Annotated in this window: 14 protein-coding genes and 2 pseudogenes; 5 read left to right on the top strand and 11 right to left on the bottom strand. The window is 63.2% G+C overall.

The genetic code is table 11. The features are described 5' to 3' along the window. Window positions 1-76 precede the first annotated feature (76 nt). The 7 genes from QNA09_RS00505 to QNA09_RS00475 form a co-directional block, all read right to left on the bottom strand. Complete coding sequence (locus tag QNA09_RS00505) at window positions 77-2674, bottom strand: DEAD/DEAH box helicase family protein (RefSeq protein ID WP_006937971.1); 2598 nt, start codon at window positions 2672-2674, stop codon at window positions 77-79. Further along, complete coding sequence (locus tag QNA09_RS00500; protein WP_006937970.1) at window positions 2671-4800, bottom strand: site-specific DNA-methyltransferase; 2130 nt, start codon at window positions 4798-4800, stop codon at window positions 2671-2673. The genes QNA09_RS00505 and QNA09_RS00500 overlap by 4 nt, the downstream gene beginning before the upstream one ends. Window positions 4801-4814: 14 nt before the next feature. Next, window positions 4815-6314, bottom strand: a complete 1500-nt coding sequence (locus QNA09_RS00495) for a hypothetical protein (RefSeq protein ID WP_161995132.1) — start codon at window positions 6312-6314, stop codon at window positions 4815-4817. A gap of 3 nt (window positions 6315-6317) precedes the next feature. Further along, window positions 6318-9050: a hypothetical protein gene (locus QNA09_RS00490; protein WP_238406218.1), complete on the bottom strand. Its 2733-nt coding sequence runs from the start codon at window positions 9048-9050 to the stop codon at window positions 6318-6320. Between the two features lie 199 nt (window positions 9051-9249). After that, the gene (locus QNA09_RS00485) at window positions 9250-9918 is read right to left on the bottom strand and encodes a DUF6308 family protein (protein WP_161995131.1); all 669 of its coding nucleotides are present in this window, start codon (window positions 9916-9918) and stop codon (window positions 9250-9252) included. After that, complete coding sequence (locus QNA09_RS00480; protein ID WP_161995130.1) at window positions 9915-10394, bottom strand: hypothetical protein; 480 nt, start codon at window positions 10392-10394, stop codon at window positions 9915-9917. The genes QNA09_RS00485 and QNA09_RS00480 overlap by 4 nt, the downstream gene beginning before the upstream one ends. A gap of 302 nt (window positions 10395-10696) precedes the next feature. Further along, complete coding sequence (locus QNA09_RS00475) at window positions 10697-11518, bottom strand: hypothetical protein (protein ID WP_161997250.1); 822 nt, start codon at window positions 11516-11518, stop codon at window positions 10697-10699. 201 nt (window positions 11519-11719) lie between these two features. Between QNA09_RS00475 and QNA09_RS00470 the strand changes: the two are divergent. Next, window positions 11720-12951, top strand: a pseudogene (locus QNA09_RS00470) (IS256 family transposase). A 308-nt stretch (window positions 12952-13259) separates the two neighbouring features. On the opposite strand, the pseudogene QNA09_RS29160 reads toward QNA09_RS00470, so the two are convergent. Then, window positions 13260-13349, bottom strand: a pseudogene (locus QNA09_RS29160) (AAA family ATPase); the annotation flags it as partial. 232 nt (window positions 13350-13581) lie between these two features. Here QNA09_RS29160 and QNA09_RS29155 point away from each other — a divergent pair. Then, window positions 13582-14004 (top strand): hypothetical protein, encoded by a 423-nt coding sequence (locus QNA09_RS29155; protein WP_161996993.1) that lies wholly within the window; start codon window positions 13582-13584, stop codon window positions 14002-14004. A gap of 298 nt (window positions 14005-14302) precedes the next feature. Then, window positions 14303-15522, top strand: a protein-coding gene (locus tag QNA09_RS00460) for an IS3 family transposase (protein ID WP_161996996.1) whose coding sequence is annotated in 2 segments (ribosomal slippage) — window positions 14303-14612 and window positions 14612-15522 — 1221 coding nt in all. Because the reading frame shifts where the segments join, the coding sequence is not laid out codon by codon here. Between the two features lie 17 nt (window positions 15523-15539). On the opposite strand, the gene QNA09_RS00455 is transcribed toward QNA09_RS00460, so the two are convergent. From QNA09_RS00455 to QNA09_RS00445, 3 genes are read right to left on the bottom strand one after another with little or no spacing between them, the layout of a single operon-like run. Next, entirely contained in the window at window positions 15540-15872 is a 333-nt protein-coding gene (locus tag QNA09_RS00455) for a hypothetical protein (protein ID WP_161996992.1), read from the bottom strand. A 30-nt stretch (window positions 15873-15902) separates the two neighbouring features. After that, window positions 15903-16361: a hypothetical protein gene (locus QNA09_RS00450; RefSeq protein ID WP_161996991.1), complete on the bottom strand. Its 459-nt coding sequence runs from the start codon at window positions 16359-16361 to the stop codon at window positions 15903-15905. Next, a complete protein-coding gene (locus QNA09_RS00445; RefSeq protein ID WP_161996990.1) occupies window positions 16358-16768 on the bottom strand; it encodes a hypothetical protein in 411 nt (136 codons plus the stop codon). The genes QNA09_RS00450 and QNA09_RS00445 overlap by 4 nt, the downstream gene beginning before the upstream one ends. 700 nt (window positions 16769-17468) lie before the next feature. Between QNA09_RS00445 and QNA09_RS00440 the strand changes: the two genes are divergently transcribed. Both QNA09_RS00440 and QNA09_RS00435 read left to right on the top strand, forming a co-directional pair. After that, window positions 17469-18011: a hypothetical protein gene (locus QNA09_RS00440; protein ID WP_161996988.1), complete on the top strand. Its 543-nt coding sequence runs from the start codon at window positions 17469-17471 to the stop codon at window positions 18009-18011. 198 nt (window positions 18012-18209) lie between these two features. After that, a complete protein-coding gene (locus QNA09_RS00435; RefSeq protein ID WP_161996987.1) occupies window positions 18210-18884 on the top strand; it encodes a hypothetical protein in 675 nt (224 codons plus the stop codon). Window positions 18885-18963 lie beyond the last annotated feature (79 nt).

Genomic DNA, 18963 nt, shown 5'->3' with positions numbered 1-18963 from the left:
CGGATGAACTGGCGTGACGCCCTGACGTGCGGCAGCTCGGACAGGCCCCGCCCAGAGCCGGTAGGGGCGCGATCCCTCAGTTTTCCGCGTAATAGTTACCAGCAAACTGGGAGTTGTAGTACCAGTCCACCGTCCGACCGCCGCTCATGACGATGGACCGCACATTCTCGTCCTGCAAGTTCAGCACCTTCATCACGTCACCGACTTTGCTCAAGGCTTCGATCCGATGGAACGCATGACCATGCTGCTCGGCAAATCTGGCGAGCGCCTGAAGCTTCACCAGTGAGTCGTCCAAGTGGTGGCCGTGGGGGTCCACGATCGACGCCTTAGGCTCACCTTCGATCTCATGAAAGAAGATGAAGTCCGGATGCATCGAACGCCAGTTGCCGGTCGTCTCATCGCGATAGGCGATTCCGAGCGAGTCGGCGGTCTGGCGTGGCGGGTTTCGGTACCACGCGAGCGCCCCTGAGCGTGCGATCTCGTACTTGACGATCTCGCCTTCCCAGTCATTAAGGTTGGTGATAGGCGCATCTCCGTTCTCATCCGACATCAGGTGCAACTTCACCAATTCGGCTCGGCGCAACTGTCCGTCGATCTCCTCGATGTAGTCCTCGATCCGGGTGCGCGGCCGCCCCAGCCGGCTGATCTGAGGAGTCGCAGCGAGCGCGTTGATCTCGCGATACTCCTGTTGGCGATCGTCAGGCAAGTCCTGGATTGCGTCTGCATGCTCCTCGAACAGTTCCTCAGCAATCTCGTCCGATTTCTTGTCGACCGCTTCCCGCACCTCCGGCACACAAGCGAGTGCTGCAGCCCGCACGAACGCATCGCGTAATACGTCGTCGCTGTCGTCTTCACCCGTCAGATGGTCGACATATGTCTGTGCGATATCGGAACCGAACGCCTTGCGTGCGTCCTCGAATGCGACTCGAATGGCTCGTTCGTCGGCCTGTTCGACGATGTCGGTGTATCCGACACCTTTCGTGCCGAACTTCGCCGATATTTCCTGCAGACGCACTGCCAACACCTCAGCAGTGGCCGCTTTCACCCGACTCTTGTACAGCCCGGCCGAATCATCGAGCACCTTGTGGATTTTCCGAGCCATCTCAGCGAGTGCGTCCCGGCGAACACCATCGGTTGACAGTGCTAAAGCAAGCGAGGCAAGACGTTTCACCGGCGAAGTGCCGCGCTGGGGAATCGTCATGGACGGCAGGTTGTCCCACACCGTCCAGACCTCGTCGGGAATCGCTTTGTTGGGCGTCATGACGCACTCTTCGAGGATCATTTTCCGACCTGTCGGGTCGGGTACGCCGTCGATCTGAGCAGTCAGCAACTTCACGACGTCGCCGGCGGTCTTGCGGTCGAAGAAGGGCAGCAGACAGTCGACGGAGTTGAGTTCGTCGTCGCCCGGGACTCGCCGCGCCAGCGGTGTGCGCACCATCCGGCCGAGGAGTTGCTGGATGTGGTCGTGATCCTTCGCCGGCCGAAACGAAACGAGCACTTCCGCCCGTGGACAGTCCCATCCCGTGGAGATCGCGTCCTTGGCTATAAGCACCCGAACATGGGTGCGGTCTTCGACTACTTGCGGCTCGATCCAGTTGACCTGATGTGCTCCGAAGGTCTGCATAGTGTGTTCGCCCAGCACATGCCGGATGGAGTCGGACCCCAGCTCCGGCATTTCCTCGAAGATGACGTCAAGCGCTTGCCCCAGCTTGTCGTGATCTGGCGTGTTGGGCGCCTGCAGTACCAGTAGCGGATTGACGACGTCCGGCAACCCTTGCGACTCGCAGTACTTCTGCCAGCGTTCGGATGAGCGTTTCAGCTTTTTTGCGGCTCGACGCACCAGAACCATGTCGATGGCCTGCGCTTCGGCCGGGATGTCGATCTTGACGATGTCCTTGACGAGTCCGGACTCTTGTACTTGGAAACCATCGACCTGGACTGGGGGAAGGTAGCGGCGGTCTCCGGACACGGCCGCGTCATCCATTGCCTCTTTGAAGTCTCCGATGGTGGCTGAGATTCCCCACACGATGGGGACGGGCGGGTACCCGGCGTGGCCGTTGATGAGTCGCTGGACAATCGTGGACTTGTCTCGGGTCGCCTTCGTGCCGAACCCCCGGTGCGCTTCGTCGACGATCAGGTAAAGCGTGAGATCGGGGTCGTCGATCGTGTTGGCGATGGTTTGCCAGATCGTGTATCCCTGCAGGTCGGGCTGGACAGACGAGTGCATCCCGTCCAGGACCTCGTCTTCAGTAAGAATCTCGTGCCCGCGAGTGAGAAGCGACGACTTCGAGAGCTTCTGTGTGTTGAGGAAGTACACCTTGCCCGGCTCAAGTTTGGGCTTCGAGAAGGGGGGTTCGATGGTGACAAGGTCTGTCGACACAACCCTGTCGGACGCCTCCATGATGCGGAACCGCGTCTGTTCGTTCAGATTCGGATCGTCGGAGAACCAGATGACGACGGCGCCGTCATCTGGTTCGAAGTCGAAGTCGTCGTTTCCGTAGAACAGCGACTCGATGACGGCGGATGCGATAACGGTCTTGCCAGCACCCGTGGTTGCGGACAGCGACACCGACGTCGGTGTCGTCTCGCGCTCATAGATCGTCTTGGCGCGGTCAAGCGTCACAAGCATGTCTTCGAGGGCGGTGCGTTGATACGGCTTGAGGGTGAACTTCATCGTGCGGCCCTTCCTGCCTCGATCTCGAAGTTACGCAGGTAGGACGAGTACAAGCGGACCGGTTCGACGTGCTCGGGTAACTGTCGCACCATCGCCTCGAACAGTCGGTCCTCATCGGTGACGATGAAGGCGTGAGTCAAACCTTCCTGTGTCTCGACCGTTTTGATAAATGCTTCACTCAAGTCCAGATTCGCGATCACGCCATACGCGTCAGCCACGTCCCAACCAGTGGAGACGTCGTCGATGCGCCGCCCGCGCGCCCCGGCACGTAACCATAGAAATGGCGCAACCTTGGCGAACTCGCGGTTAGAGGACACGCGCATCGCAGACTCGTAGCTGAGGGTGAAGAACTCGACATTCTCTTCGAATCCGTCCGCCATCGGAAACTCATCCGTGAACTTGTAATCCCCCTTGATCGGCTCTCCCATCGAGGTCTTGCCTGTAACGGCAGCCTCTATTCTGGGCTTGGTGATGTGGTCGCAGATGCCCCACTGCTCCCACTCAGGGTCGCCGGGGCGCAGCCCTCCCGCACGTAGGCCCTTTTGGTCTTCAGCACTCACTTCGTTGTTCGTGATCACGATTGAGCGACGGTGGCCACCATCTCGCTTATTGAGACGAAATGTTGCGTGCGCTGTCGTGCCAGATCCAGCAAAGAAGTCTAAGATTACGGCTTCTGGCTTGTCGGCAACGTAAATGGAGAGCGAGTCTTCGACCGCGTATAGCGACTTCGGGTACGGAAAGCGGATTCCAGGAAGGAACGAGGCGAGCATCCGACTACCGTGCCAACCGGGATCATGAGCCGGGCTGTTCCACACAGTCTTGGGTTGCACCGCTTCACGTTTAGCACTACCCAGAAGCACTTCACCACTCTCTCCCCTACCGAGAACTTCGATCTCTCCGCTCTCAATCGCCTTGACCCCCCCTTCGTTGATGAAAAGCACCGGTCGAAGCCCCTTCTTTTCATTCATTGGTCCCACACGGAGGTATCCAGCTTCGGCGTTGCGGCGCGCAATCGAGACACCGGTTCTCCAACGGGCTTCGGTACCGTCTTCGCGAAGCGGCCAAACAGCCTCCAAGCCGGCCGGAACTGGAAATTCTCTACGGTCGGATTGAAGTGGCAGTGGATCTCCCACGGATATGATTCGTCGAGTCTCTGGCTCGATGAGGAGGGGGTAAAAAAGGTTTGGCGAGTTTACACGCAATGACCCTTCGCCGTTTCGTCGGAATTGAAACCACATTTGACGTGGCTTTTCAGACTCAACAGATCCAAGAAGATCTCTAGGGGTAAACGAGATCTTCGCGCTGCCGATGAAGACAAAGAACAGGTACTCATCGACGCGAGCAAACGTGCCGTCGCGCGCGACTCCGCGCTGGGAGATAACCGACGTCACCATTTGGATTCTAGCCTCGGGAAACACCTGTTCCAGCAGCAATCCCAGCCGCAGATACTCCTTCTCATCGATTGTGACGATGAGCACCGAGTCGTCGGGGTTGAGTAGTTCCTTCGCAAGGAAGAGGCGACGCTCCATGAACGCAAGCCACTTGGAGTGACGATAGTGATCGTCCGACTCCACGTAGTCGTTGTTGTACTTCCAGTCCTTGGCCCCGGTGTTGTACGGGGGGTCGATGTAGATGGCGTCGACCTTGCCCCGATGCGTGAATAGCAGCGCTTGGAGTGCATGGTAGTTCTCGGAGTTGATGACAGTGTGGAACGGCTTGTCGCCGCCACGCTCGACTTTCCCCGTGGAGACGAGCCCGGGATAGATCGGGTCTCGGAACTCGGCAACCACGACGAGGTCCTCCACGAGCACGGACCACCCCTCGTCGGGATCGTCCACCGCTACAACGTCAGCCCACCGTTGGCCTTCTTCGGTGTAAGTCCTCGCTACCCGATAGAGACGCTCGTTCTCCTTCTTCGGCATTTCGCCCCGGTCTGGCAAGATGCGCACCTTGTCGTTCTTGCGCACTGGCCGGCCCGGCAATTCCACCGCCTCGGGCGTGTGTCGTTCGAAGTTCAGTCCGAACGGTCGGCGTTCCGCAAGTGCGTCGGTTTCGCGCTGCAGGTCTTTCGCCAACCGAGGATCCATATTGGCGACGTGGCGGATGAGGTCGTTGAGGCGTGACACGGGTCGATTCTTTCCTACGGAGTCGGTGAGACTGTGGCGACCCCTCGTGCGAAGGTGGCGAGGATGCGCTGATGGGTCTGACGGGGCAAATGACGGTTCCCCGGTTCACCGAATGGAGTACCTGGGCGCACAGGTGCTTCTTGAAGCAGCCTGTCGAGTCCAGGCCGCGACACCATCAGTAAGCCATGTGTAGCGCGTGTGCAGGCGACTGCGAGGCGGCCGAACGCCGAGTTGAACTCGTCCAACTCGGAGGCGCCGGTGAGGGGATGGAGGGCGATTGTGATGCCGTTCGTCTGCCCCTGCCACGAGTCGACGGTGGACGCGATCAAGTCGGACTCGATCAGGTTGTGTTTGGCGCTGAGTCGGGCGGCAGCGTCGGCGGCGTCGTCAACCGCCTGATTTCGGGTGGCGAGAATGGCGACGAGAGGGTCGTCCGCATCGGCGCCGGGGCGTTCCTCCTTGGTCTTGCCGCTCGGTGTTCCGTCGTCGTTGTAGATCTGGGAGAAGAGAGTGAACCCTGCTGAGAACAGTTCGTCGAGAAGGGATTCGACGAACTCGATAAGTGGTAGGTCGACGTCGGCAGCTTCGGCGTCCGGCAATCCGTCGACTTCGAGGAGCGTGGGGACGCCGGTAGCGACGGACTCCCACACCGTCTTTGTCAGGCCGGAGAGAGGGCCGAGTCCGATTGATCGGTCACCGGGTGCGGCGACGCAGTTGAGTGACTCCCACTCGGGGTAGAACGCACGCCACAATCCCAGTTGTTCGCCTGTCGGGCGCCAGACTGCGGGCAGTTCGGTGGCCCATGTGTTGGTGTCATCGTCGTCGTAGGCGGTTGGCCAGGCGCGATAGGGGTTGAAGCCGGGGTCGCCGCGCCATGGGTTTTCGGCAATCTCCAAGGGGGGTAGTTGCCCGACGTCACCGACACCTACGTGGATAGGTGCGGTATAGGTGATTTTGTCGAACAGGTGGTGCGGCAATTGCCATGCCTCGTCGACGAACAAGACGTCGAATCGGTAGTCGTCGTGAAAAGATGTGCCGAAGTGACTTCGGATGTGCTGGCGGGTCATTCCGAGCATGTGTGTTGTGGTCAGCACGACAGGTACGTCTTGGGGAATCGCTTTGACCGAGTCGACGACGGTTGCGGACGTCTTGACCCAGTCCGGCACGTCATTGAAGACGCGCTTGGATGCCCACAGCCACACACGGTCCTTGCCGATGTCGTTTCCGAGGGACGCGGCAAGCGGCCACAGCTGCCGGTTCTGGAAGGCTGTGACGGCGACACGCAGGCACTGCGGTTGATCGATGGCGTCACGGACCAGACCGCGTAGCAGGAATGATTTGCCGGCCCCGGCGGCAGCTTTCAGCAGGATGCGTTGAATGTCCGAGCTGCCGTTGAGTGCGTCGAGAAGCTGGCCCTTGGCGAAGGTGGCCGCCGCTTCGTTCTGCGCTGCGGCACGCGAGTGGTGGTAGGCATCGGTAGCGACAAGCGACGGGGATGTAAATGTGACAGTCATCAGCTATTCCACGTCGTCCATCGTCAGCTCGTCGGGTGGTTGGGTGGCCGGCCGATCGGCAGGATCGGGCAGGCTCTCGTCAGCGGCGTTGACGTCGAACGCGTCTGAGTCCAGTACGGGCGGCCATACTTGTGGATTGAGCTCCCCGCGGGCACGGCGGTCTGCGAGGATGTCTGACCACTCGGCTTCGGCCGCCTCGTGAGGTTTGCAGCACCACTGATGGTTGGCAGGGTCGTCGATGAACGAGTCGGGGGTGCAGGTGGGTTTGGGCGCGGACGACGAGTCGACGCTCGGTCGGTTCATGTTCAACCACACGTCGCTTTTGTTATCGGAGAACCACGAGAAATCTGCGACTATCACCTCGTCGCCGACGGTGAAGCCGGGATCGTGGTGTGGTGACCATCTGTATTGGCGAGGGTGTGTCCCGAGAGCCGTAAGCTCACCGATGGGCATGTGGGAGAGCTTGAAGCTGCCCTTCTGGGCCTGAACGGTGACCTCGTCGGTCTCTACTAGGGCGTAGCCGTTTTGGTGAAGTGCGACGATGCGCGACTCGTCGCCGATGCGGCGGGAGTCGATTTCGAGCGTCAGCGGAGCGTCGTTGATCACTCGTGCCAGGGCGAGGTGGCGTGTGCCTGCATCCTGAGCAGCGTCATAGGCTGCAAGCGGGTTCGTCAGGGCCGTCACTTGGGCTGTGAACTTGTCGTCCGCTTCGAGGATCGGTACCACGTCGTTGCGCCACCAGCGGGATGTGCGATCGAACCGGACGAGGTCGAATGCGTGCAGGTCGAGTCGTCGACGCCAGAGGCGCTGGGCGTCGGCCTCTACAGTGCGCACCGCTGGTTGCAGCTTTGAGAGGTCGAACTCGGTTTGAAGGATCCCGGAGGCCTTGTCGAACACGGTGGTCTTGTATTCGATCTCGGTGCGGATCAGGTCGTGGTAGACGCTCGGCTTGGCTGGTCGCGGAAGCCCGGGCTTGTCACCTGTGAACGCGTGGTGAATCGCATTGGACTGGGTCGGGGTTAATTGTGCGCCGACCGAGTGAGCCGACTTCTCGATCAATTCTGCTAGGGCACGGTGGTCGATCGGAGGTTCACTCGGGTCTACCCACGGCGCGAGGTAGTCAAGACGAAGAGAGTTGACGGTTGGGCCGCCGGCCGTCACGAGAGAGGCAAGTGCCCTGCGTAAGTCGACAATGGTAGAGCGGGCCTTCATAGTCCGTGCTCGGTCCTGCTCCAAGAGGAACGAAACGGCTACGCGGTCCTTCTCTGGAAGGTACGAGGGAATGACGGCGGGCTCGCCGTTGTAGGTGAGCGCTGGGCGTCCCTGCTGTTTGTCGCGCTCCCAGCGCAACCGAGAAAGTTCTTTGCCGGCCACACTGTCAGCGATCGAGACCAGGAGGTCGGCGGTCGTCGAGTCGGGCACGACGAGGTGGACGGGAGCGGGAGCGTCGGCGTCGATTTTGATTTGCTCTGCAATGGCCTTGTTGAGTTCCCTGCCAAGCAGCTTCATGATCGATCGCCGGGTGGCGTCGCTGTCCGGGTTGTCGTACACCGAAACGTGCCATGGTTCGACAGCGTTCTTTGTGACGCGCTGGACGGCGATGCCGTACACACCGAGAGTCGCACCGTCCGACTTGGCCAGTACCACGTTGACCGTGCCGGACTGTCCGATCGGGTCGAGGCGCCGCTGACCGGATAGCATGCCGTTTCCTGCGAGCGTCGCCTCGATCTGCTGGCGGACCGAGTTCGGGATCTTGCCGACGGAGGTGACGCCATCGATCAGTCCCACGGCCTGTGTTCGGACTTCCGGTTTGACTCCCAGTTCGATCAGCAGGTCGGCCGGGTTGGTCGACTTCTGCAGCTCGGCACGGCAGAACATGAACATGTCGCAGCTAGGACAGGTGTCCGGAGAATAGATGGCCTGTAAGTGGGCAAGATGGGCCGGTAAGTTGGTGCGGGTTTCCGGAGGGAAGCCGGCTGCTTCCGAAGCGCGTTCTCGAACACGCATACGAACCTCTTCACGGTGGTCGTTCAGGTTCTCGATTACTGCAGTCGGAGACAGGGAAGAGTTGCGAGGCACGGCGAGGATGCCGAATGTGTGAACGTCCATTCCTGCGGGCAGCTTCGTCCATGCTGCGGCGGACTCGGCACCTAGGGCGACCTGCAGGAATCCTTTGAGGAGACGACCATCCTCAATTTTGGCGCGAACTCGTTGATAGTCCTTGGCGTCGCCGACGATCAACCATGAACCGTCAGACTTGCCGTCACTGTTTGGAGACTTGGGCGCAACCACCGCGAAGTCAGGATGTGTGTCCGTAGCGTTCTCGCCTTCGAGTCCGAGAAATGGAACGGCCAATTGGTGGATCAGGGTGGCATGTCCACGCGTGACAGCAGCATTGTGTGCCAGATCGAGGGCGGACGCTGTCTTGCTCGTGTCGATGTGGGCGTCGGCTACGACAACCGCCTGCGGCCGGCCCAGACCCAGGGCGCCGACGGAAACGGTGACCACCTCGGACGCGAAGCGGTTGTCACGGACCAGCCGTTCGAACATCATCGCGCGCATCCACCGCAACAACGGGATGGCGCTCTGGGGTCCTTTGGAATGGCCGACCTGCTCTGCGAGCTTACGTCGCGTAACGCCGGTAATCAGGGGGTCGGTTCCACGGAACCGGGCACACGCAGCATGGGAAGAAGCAGCAACCGCGCTGCTTGCGCCGCCCGTCACTTTCGTCGACAAGCATCCTCCGATGTAACTCGTGCAGGACAGCAGTAGAGGCCGCGGCCTAGATCATGACGCTGACAGCCGTGAACACACGGCTGCACTCTTTAAGTTCGCTCCACAGATCGATTTCGCTACATCTGCCATTCGGCACCCACGGAAACCGAAGAACTCCAATAAGGCGGCCAGAGCAGGCACAGAGATGGCCCTTGCTATCTCAGGCGACAGCCCAGCTCAGCAGGTCGAGCAGACGCACATCGGTCAGGGACGCGATCCGGCGGACCTGCTCGGCTTCGGACTGCTCCAGGCGGCGGCGGAACAGCGGGAGGGCACCACTGTCGAGATTGGTGCACACGTCGTCGCGGATGGCTGCCCAGAACACCGCTCGCCTGCCGCGGTGGGGGTATCGGGCAGCGGCGGCACGAGCATGATGCCGGTAGAACGCCATGACTTTCGAGTCGAGGATGGGGAACAATCCTGGGCGTTTGAGGTGGAGCACCTTGCTGATCTTGGCTACCCCCACGTATCGGGGCGCGGCGGTGCGGAAATGGTCGTAGAGAGCTTCGGCCCGGTCGTAGAGTTCGCCGCTAATGTTCGGGTCGGCGTCGACCAGCTGTGCCTCGATCGGCACCGCCGCCCACGGGGCGTCGACGGCGCTGCGGATGAACCAGTCGCGTTGAGCGTGGCTGATCCGGGAGCGTACTTTGTGGGTGCGGGCGATCTCGTCGGCGGTGATCTCCTCAAGTGCTCCGGGTCCGGGCAGGTCGTAGCGGGCCACGGTCACCGCCGGATAGCCGTGGGCCTTGGCGATTGCGGTGTCGATGTCGAGGGTGCGGCCAGCGATCACCAACACCGTGGCCGCGGCCTCGCCGCCGGTGTGGTTCATGGCTTCTGCTGCCCGGCCGCGCCCGGGTCGGTGTCGTCGCTACTTCCCGGATCGGTGCGTGGAGTCGCAGCCGACGTGCCTGCCGTCGTCGCAGCGGCGATTTCCGTCGGGTCCGGCCGGCTCGAGGTGCGGATGGTGCGAGCGAGTGCCCGCAGATCCTGGAGAGATCGGATTCCGTCCGGGACGCTGCCGCCGGCGGGTGGCCGGCCCCCTCGGGAGCAGGCGCGGAAATCCTGGGTGCCGGTCTCGTTCATCGCATCGTGGAGGTCTTGCGCTGCGGCGATGTACTCGGCGCGGTCGGGTTCGGTGAGCGAGCCGAGGTACCTGTCCAATGTCTCGATCCGAGCTTGGGCGTGGGTGTGCGCTGCCGCGTCGGCCTTCGCCTGCGCGGGTGTGCCGCTCCGGTGCGATTCGGGGGTCGGCGCGTGGGCTGTGGTCGATCGTGTGCGGAATCGGCCGCGTAGTGCGGTGAACATCGTTCCCCTCGGTGCGTGTCGGTGGCCTCTCATCATGCACTCCCGCTTGACGACTCGACACGCATCGACTTTGGACGGAGGCGATCACGCAGGGCCCCGGGCTCAGGTGGGCAGACGACACCGAGGCCGTCGACGACGTCGCCGCCCTGGTCGGCGATAAGTGAGTGCCCGACCGAAGAACCCATCCCCGCCGCAAGGGGTACGGCGGGGATGGCCGCATCGAAGTATGCCAGGTCGACCCCGTCGAACCTCGAGGTCCACAGCTTTCGTAGCCGGTAGTACAGAGAGCCCCGGCCGGGGGTTCACGGGCCGGCCGGGGGCGTGCGCAGGTCCTGGAGTTCGGCGCGCAGTTCGGCAACACGTTCGCGGGCGGCTTCGGCTTGCGCGTGTGCGGCGGCGGCGTCGGCGCGGGCGGTGGAGGCGCGGTCACGTTCGGCTGCCGCCGCGGTGCGGGCGGCGGTGAGTTCGGCGTCGAGGCGCCGGGTGTGTTCGGCTGCGGTGGCCGCCGCGGCGTCTTTCTCGGCGATCGCTCGGGTCAGCCGCTCGCGGTGCTCGTCGAGCTGCCCGGTGAGCAGCTCGATCCGGTGCTCGAGGCCGGCGATCTGCTCGCGGTGGGTCGCGGCGGCCTGATCGAGCTGCTGCTGCCAGCGGTCCTGCGCCGCGGCGTGGTCGGCCCGGGCTGCGGTGAGCTGGGCGAGGGCCTCGGTGGCCTCGGCGTCAGCGGCCGTGGCGGCGGCATCGGCGTCGGCGCGTTCGGTGCGAGCGGTGTCGAGTTCGTCCCGCAGTGCCGCGATCTCGGCTGCGGCGTCGGCCCGGACCTTGTCGGCATCGGCCTGCACGCGCCGCAGCTGTGCATCGATCGCCGCCGGATCGGCGAGCAGATCGGTCGCGGTGGTGATCGACGCCGCGATCGTCGTCAGCGTCTCGAGCATCGCCTGTGCTTCGCGGCGCAGCAGGGGTACCGCGTCGGCGAGGGTGCCGATCGCCGAGGTCGGATCGGTCGGCAGCGCATCCTGTTGTTGCTGGGCGCGGGCCTTGTCTTTCTGGCGCTGCCGCCAGGCCCGTACCCGCTCGGCGTCGGTGGCGTATTCGCGGCGCCGTCCCCCTCTGGCTTCCTCGGCCATGACCTCGCCCTCCCGACCCGATGACGTCCCGTATCCAGCATCGTAACACCATTCGTAACGTACGTAACATAGTACGTACGAATGATTGGGCCGACCACCCAGATGCGGGACTGTCTGAACAACGGTGGATCCGGGTTGGCCTGACACGCCGAGCAGCGCGCTTGGCGGGAAGGAACGACCATGACGGAAACACTGGAGCCCATGGCGGACGAGGTGGAGCAGCAGCAGCTTGCGCAGCAACTCCTGGCCCAGGCCAAGGAGCAGGGAATCGAGCTGATGGGCCCGAACGGGCTGCTGGGGCAGTTGACGAAGAACGTGCTCGAAACCGCGCTGGACGCGGAGATGACCGAGCACCTCGGCTACGAGAAGCACGACCCGGCCGGCCGTGGCAGCGGCAACTCCCGCAACGGCACCAGGTCGAAGACGGTGCTGACCGAGATCGGCCCCGTCGAGATCGAGGTCCCCCGGGACACCGAGTCGAGTTTCGAGCCGAAGATCGTGCGCAAACGGCAGCGCCGGCTGACCGGGATCGACGAGATCGTGCTCTCGCTCAGCGCCAAGGGCTTGACCACCGGGGAGATCTCGGCGCACTTCCTTCGGCATCTACGGGGCGACGGCGAAAGAAGGACACCATCTCCCGGATCACCGACAAGGTGCTCGAGGAGATGACCGAGTGGCAGAACCGGCCACTGGACCGGGTGTATCCGGTGGTGTTCATCGATGCCATTCACGTCAAGATCCGCGACGGGCAGGTCACCAACCGGCCGATCTACGTCGCGATCGGCGTGACCGTCAACGGCGAGCGCGACATCTTGGGGCTGTGGGCCGGCGACGGCGGTGAGGGCGCGAAGTTCTGGCTGGCGGTGCTCACCGAGATCAAGAACCGCGGGGTCGCCGATGTGTGCATCGTCGTGTGCGACGGGTTGAAGGGTCTGCCGGAGGCGATCAACACCGTGTGGGAACTCGCTGTCGTGCAGACTTGCGTTATCCACTTGATCCGCAACACTTTTCGGTTCGCGCCGCGGCAGCATTGGGACGAGATGTCGCGGGATCTCAAACCGGTGTACACGGCCCCGACGGAGGCCGCGGCCAAGGAACGATTCGTCGAGTTCTCCACCAAGTGGGGACCGAAGTACCCGGCGATCGTCCGGCTGTGGGACAACGCGTGGAGCGAGTTCGTCCCGTTCCTCGACTACGACGTCGAGATCCGACGCGTGATCTGCTCGACGAACGCGATCGAGTCGGTCAATGCCCGCTACCGGCGTGCGATCCGGGCCCGTGGGCACTTCCCGACCGAGCAGGCCGCCCTCAAGTGCCTCTATCTCGCGACCCGAGCGCTGGACCCGACCGGTCGGGGTAGGGCACGATGGGCGACGAGGTGGAAGCCTGCCTTGAACGCCTTCGCGATCACTTTCGAAGGACGCATCAACTAACCGATGCCAGGCCGGATCCACCGTTTATCGGACACTCCCGCGCGGCTGGCGGTGTCTGCCGTTTCGTCTGGCGGACCAAACATGCGCGGTCCGTATGCGAGGGGCCGGGCGATCAGTGCAGGATCGCTGCCTCGGCCCGGTGTCGGGTGTGGGGCGGGTTCCCTCCGCTGGTGCGAGGATCTGCGATGAGGGGCGCGTGAATTGGCACCGGCCGATCGTGTGGTCATCGAGCACGGGAACGCAGGTGGCGGCAATTGCGGGATGGGTCCAGCTCTGCTCGATCCGGGCAGAATGCCTGGCTGCTCCCATGGTGGGCCGATGAGCAGCATATTCGTCGCCGTTTCGAGGAACCGGCAGGTGCCGAGTTCGGTGATGAGCCGACGGTCGAGGTTCGGGGCGCGCAGGTTGCCGGCGACTTGGGTACCGCTGCCCTGTGCGAGGTGCGAGCTAACACACATGCTGCGAAATCCGGTGTACTCGGGTATGAAGACTTTGATCTGTACCGCCGTGTTCGCTGCCGCGATGGCGACAGGGTGCAGTAGCCCGGACGAGACGGCCCCTACTACTACCAGGATCCCGTCGTCGACCTCGGTCACGAGCATCACGACAGCGCCGCCGACTCCCGCGGCAGTGACCACTACCGACCCCGCCCCGGAGCAGGCACCGCCCGTACCTGTCGAGCCTGCACCGGCAGAAACCGCCGCCGAGCCCTATATCGTCTCGTGCCAGATCGGACTGGGTCCGATCGAGACGTACTGGTCGGACGGTTCGGTCACCGGATACTCCGACTACTGCCAGGCCCAACACGACAGCGTGCTTGAGGCGGAGGTCGCGGCCAACACCCCCATCTGCGACGGAACGGTGTGCCGGTATCCATCCGGCGCAGTCATGCCCGACCCCAATGCCACACCATCCACCACTACGAACCGTCCGTACCCGACCGAGGACGAAGCGTTCATCGAGACGTGTATGGCCAAGTCCGGGCAGTCCCGTGAGGTGTGCATTCAGCAAATCCAGGAAGGTATCGACGCCGGGAACATCCGTGTGCCGTAACTGTCTGGCGCTTCGGAACCTGCGAAACCGACCTGCGTCGGCCGTCGACGGCAGGGAGAGGAGTCGAACCGGCCGCACTCGTCCACAGCGCTGGAATACGGCATGGATGCGAAGGAGAAACGAGACCATCGTTTCGGCGCGGCTGATCCGTCTGGTTCTCATGCCGAGAAGTAGCGGACCGCTTACCCATCCGGTCTGGGTCTGCGCCAACTGCGCGGCGGCCACCACGGGGGTTCCCCCTCAAGTGTGGACATCCTGAACACTGGATCGTGAGGATCCAGAGGAAGTGATGTCACAGATGGCGATGAAGGCGTACTCGGCGGAGTTCAAGGCCGATGCCGTCGCGCTGTACCTGTCCGACCCGAGCCACACCTTCGAGGGCATCGGCAAGGACCTGGGGATCAGCCGTGAGACCCTGCGCAACTGGGTCCGCGCCGAACGCCAACGCACCGGCGCTGCGTCCGCAGCGGACCGGCCCCGGAAGCCGGGGCCGGCGGGCGAGATATCGTCCGAGTCCGTGTTGGAGGAAGAAAACAGGCAGCTCAAAGCCCAGATCCGCAAGCTCGAGACCGAACGGGAAATCCTGCGGAGGGCCGCGAAATATTTCGCGGGCGAGACCAACTGGTGAGCCGCTTCCAGTTCGTCGACGACCACCGCAACACCGCGCCGGTGAAGTGGCTGTGCCAGATCCTCGAGGTGTCCCGATCCGGTTTCTACCGGTGGCTCGCCGCCGCGCCTGCCCGGGCCGAACGTGCCCGCGCCGACGAGGAGCTCGCGACGCGGATCCGCGCCATCCACGACGACTTCGACGGCACCTACGGTGCCCCGCGTATCACGGCCGAGCTGCGCGACGCCGGGCTCGAGGTGAACCACAAGCGGGTGGAGCGGGTGATGCGCGAGCACGGGATCGTCGGGGTGCACCTGCGCAAGACCGTCCGCACCACCGTCCCCGCGCCCTCCGCGACCCCGGTGCCGGACCTGATCCGGCGAGATTTCACCGCGAGCGCACCGAACACCAAGTACGTCGGCGACATCACCTACCTGCCGATCGGGGACGGGAAATTTCTGTATCTGGCAACGGTATTGGACCTGCATTCGAAACGGCTGGCGGGCTGGTCGATCGCCCCGCACATGCGCACCGAGTTGATCACCGACGCGCTCCGGGCGGCGGCCGCCGCCCGCGGTGCCGCCGGCCTCGACGGCGCGATCTTTCACTCCGACAACGGCGCCCAATATGTCTCGCAGGAGTTCGCCGACGTGTGCCGTGAACTGGGGGTGACCAGGTCTCGGGGTGCGGTCGGAACGAGCGCGGACAATGCTGCTGCCGAGTCGTGGAACGCAACGTTGAAACGGGAGACGTTGCAGGGCCGGAAGTACTGGAACGGTGCGGGTGAGGCGCGTGCCGAGGTCTTCCGTTGGATCACGCGCTACAACACACGAAGGAGGCATTCCGCTCTCGGTCAGATCTGTCCGATCGAGTTCGAGCAGCAGTCGGCTATGCTGGCCACCGCCGCATAGGAATTGGTGTCCACATCTCAGGGGGAAGCCCCCACCAGTTCGACCGCCTGGCTCTTGCCTTGCCCGCTGCCGAGCAGCGACCCCGGCCGATAGGTGACCTGCACAATCGATGTCCCCGTCCGGGCGCTGACCCAATAGCTCGAGCTCGCAGGCGCATCCGGATACCGGACCATGGCCGTGGTTTGCATGCGAGCAACAGACTCGTCGCCGACCGCAGCGTCGAGGGTTTTCTGGATCACATCGAAGGTGTAACCAGCAGCCCCAGCGCCCATCTGCCAGGACACGCACCGCTCGACGACGTCCCGATACGCCGCCAACGCTGTCGCAGCGGCCTGCTCGTCCCGGTACACGAACGCCTGGCTGGTGATCGCTTCGACTTCTTATTTCGAGGCGAGTTCGGGGCAGCGGTACGCGACGGCGAGGTCGACGAGCTCGGATGCCTGGTCTTCGTCGATCCCGAAGTCGCCGGCCGTCATCTCCTTGACCGTGTCTACGGCACCGGGGCCGGATTCGACGTCGACGCTCAGGCAGGTCACGTTGGCGAATTGCTGAGCGAGCTCCGGGGTCAGTTCGCTGCCGGCGAGCGTTCCGCCGACAACGTCTTTCATGTCGCTGGCCAGTTGTGCTGCGTCGTCCGGTCGCTCTTGAACTTGACGGCGGGCACCGTCCTCCATCATCTCGCCGAAATCGTCCTGAGCTTCCGCAGTGCCCGCTTCGGTCGTTGCGGTCGAGTCGGTCGGGCTGGGCGCCAGCGTTGGGGCGGTGTCCTCGCTACCACTGTCACCGCAGGCGGCGATCAGTAGCAGGGCTGGAAGGACGAGCAGGGTGCGCATTTTCATGTGGTGTCCTTGCGATCGTCGGGGTGCTCGGGCTGATGCTGTCGAGTGTTGTCAGCACAGCGGGTGGAGGCGGAGCGGTTGCGTCCCAGGCTGAACAGATGCATCGAGTCGGATGGTCCACTCGGGACGGCCAGCACGTCGTGCGTGCGCCATTGCGCTTTACCTGCCGATCCACGTAGAGCGCTGTTCAGCCGGTGCGGATCGTGGTTCCAGCGCACCAGCGACATTCCGGAGCCTTCGATGTCGACCTGCCCATCGGGCTGTACCCGGACGCACACCGGGATGCCGCGCGTGGATGTGCGGGCCTGCGTGGGGTGCACATGGTGACCTGGCGTGTACAGGGTGCATCGGTGGTCGACAGGTGGGATCTGCGTCCGCTCTTCGGCTCCGCGCTCTTCGGTGGTCATCGGTCACCGCCTTCCTGTTCGTGAGTGCGGGGAGGAGTGCTCGCGCCGCCTGCGGGTGCTCGTTCTTCGATTGTGGTCATCTCCCCACGCTCGGCACTGCCGCATTGGCTATTGCCGACTATGTCGACGTCGGTGTCGTTCGGCCCGGTGCCGCTGCGAAGGGGCAATGACGGTCTTGTGCGTGGCCGGGGCGATTACGGTGCACTCATGTCGCAGCTGGTGATCTGTCGCCGTTGATCGATGCCGTCCGCCGCCTCGACCTGCGTCCGCGCCGGTGGCAGTGGGTGAATCCGAGCTTGTGACCGCACGGCGGCAACTCCGCCGCGACATCCCCGTCGTCCCGCCACGCCAACGGGGCGAATTCGACCAGATCCTGCACCGGCTCGAACGCGACGTCACTCGACAGCTGATCACCCGCAGGAAACGGCGCGCGCGTGCCCACCACCCTCTCCAGCGTCATACCCGTCGACTGGAGCAATGGATAACTTGCGTCCCGCAGCGGTACGCACCCCCATACGCTTCGTTCACCTGGGCTGGCTCTGGACGACAAGCCACTCGATCATCCTGATCCAGTATTCAAGACGGTGCCGACATCGGATCGAGCAAGACAGTCGCAGGATTTCGGTGCCGAGGAGGTGGTATCCCGATCGATCCGCTACGCCGACGACCATCGTCGGCGCCGATGCACGAGGAGAAGGGCATGACGATCGACCGCACGAGTGTGGGCTGCTGGATCCTCAAAGGCAACCCGGACGTATTCGACTACTTCGGGGCAGTCCGGGCCCAGCCGCCGAGGATAGTGCGCCCTGGAGTCTTCGAAGGAAATTGGACCGTGGGCAACACCTACCGTAACGACCTGATCAAAAAGGGCGATCTGATGGCGTTGTGGATCACCGGACCCCATAAGCCGGGCATTCATGAAATTGGGTGGATTACCAGTGATGGCCCGATCTTCTGGGCCCAGGGATTCGATCGCAAGCATGCGGTTGACCCACAGAAGGCAGCGCAGCCGACTTATGCCGTCGACTACGCCGCGATCCGTCTCGAGGATCTATACGTTCAAAGAGGAGAGATGCTCGCCGAACCGGTACTGTCCCATTGCGAGCAGTTCCGGGCTCGTCAGATGTCGAATCCGTCGTATTTGACCCCGGAGGAAGCACATGCCCTGGCCGACATCCTCGCCACCCGGATAACCCCGACACGGCTCGGCAAGGCGCACTGGAAGAAACTGCTGGTCTCATAGATCCCGCGTTCTGCAGGTCCGGGCGGTGGGGGCTCCGGAACGGGGCCGTTGGGGCGATCCGTCCGACAGCGACCGACGGTAGCGCAGCACTCTCCGTACCGGACTCTCCGCGTACATCAGGGTGACCGCGGCTTTCCCGCATCCGAGTGCCGACGTGCCCATCCCCGCGAAAGGTGGGGTGAGAAAGGACCTCGAGCGATGGAATACCACAAGTCCACAATCATCCGGCTCCGTCAGCATCCGCAACACAATGAACGATGGCTCCAAGAACAGATCAAGTCCGATGTCGGGATACTCGGCCTCGGCCAAAACTTGATCTTGAAGGATTCCGAGCGTCGTCAACCCCGAGCCGGGCGACTCGACATCTTGCTTCACGATCCGGACAGCAATACGCGCTACGAAGTCGAACTCCAGCTCGGCGCCACCGACGAGAGCCACATCATCCGCACACTGGAATACTGGGACAACGAACGCCGCAGATTCCCTCAGTACGACCACGTAGCGGTCATCGTGGCCGAGGAGGTCACCGGACGGTTCCTCAATGTGATCGGTCTGTTCAACCAGGCGATTCCTCTGATCGCCATCCAGATCAGCGCGTTGGAGGTCAACGGCGTGATGACCCTGCACGCGACCAAGGTGCTCGACCTGGCCCTGCCGGCGCCGGAGGAGGAGGACGAACCCGGCCAGGACACCGATCGGCAGTATTGGGCGCAGCGCAGCATCCCATCGGTTATGCAGGCCATGGACAGCCTGGTGGAGTTGATCAACGAACACGGCGACGCCATGGCCCCGAAATACAACGTTTGCACATCGGGGTGCTTTTTGAGGTGCTGCGGGAGTCGCTGGGCGACGCCGATGCCGATGCCGATGTAGATGTCGTGGTTGGTGCATTCAAACAGGTACAGACCGCGCCGCCCACGCGGGAAGTCGGCCTTGAATTGCGTCAGGCCGT

Source organism: Rhodococcus sp. AH-ZY2 (genome assembly GCF_030916465.1).
Classification (GTDB): Bacteria; Actinomycetota; Actinomycetes; order Mycobacteriales; family Mycobacteriaceae; genus Rhodococcus; species Rhodococcus ruber.
This window is presented reverse-complemented; position numbering and strand designations above follow the sequence as displayed.

Bases quoted from the DNA above. Each gene is read 5' to 3' on its own strand.
- QNA09_RS00505 (WP_006937971.1), bottom strand. From the start codon at position 2,674: ATGAAGTTCACCCTCAAGCCGTATCAACGCACCGCCCTCGAAGACATG.
- QNA09_RS00495 (WP_161995132.1), bottom strand. From the start codon at position 6,314: ATGACTGTCACATTTACATCCCCGTCGCTTGTCGCTACCGATGCCTAC.
- QNA09_RS00485 (WP_161995131.1), bottom strand. From the start codon at position 9,918: ATGAACCACACCGGCGGCGAGGCCGCGGCCACGGTGTTGGTGATCGCT.
- QNA09_RS00480 (WP_161995130.1), bottom strand. From the start codon at position 10,394: ATGTTCACCGCACTACGCGGCCGATTCCGCACACGATCGACCACAGCC.
- QNA09_RS00475 (WP_161997250.1), bottom strand. From the start codon at position 11,518: ATGGCCGAGGAAGCCAGAGGGGGACGGCGCCGCGAATACGCCACCGAC.
- QNA09_RS00450 (WP_161996991.1), bottom strand. From the start codon at position 16,361: ATGAAAATGCGCACCCTGCTCGTCCTTCCAGCCCTGCTACTGATCGCC.
- QNA09_RS00445 (WP_161996990.1), bottom strand. From the start codon at position 16,768: ATGACCACCGAAGAGCGCGGAGCCGAAGAGCGGACGCAGATCCCACCT.
- QNA09_RS00440 (WP_161996988.1), top strand. From the start codon at position 17,469: ATGACGATCGACCGCACGAGTGTGGGCTGCTGGATCCTCAAAGGCAAC.
- QNA09_RS00435 (WP_161996987.1), top strand. From the start codon at position 18,210: ATGGAATACCACAAGTCCACAATCATCCGGCTCCGTCAGCATCCGCAA.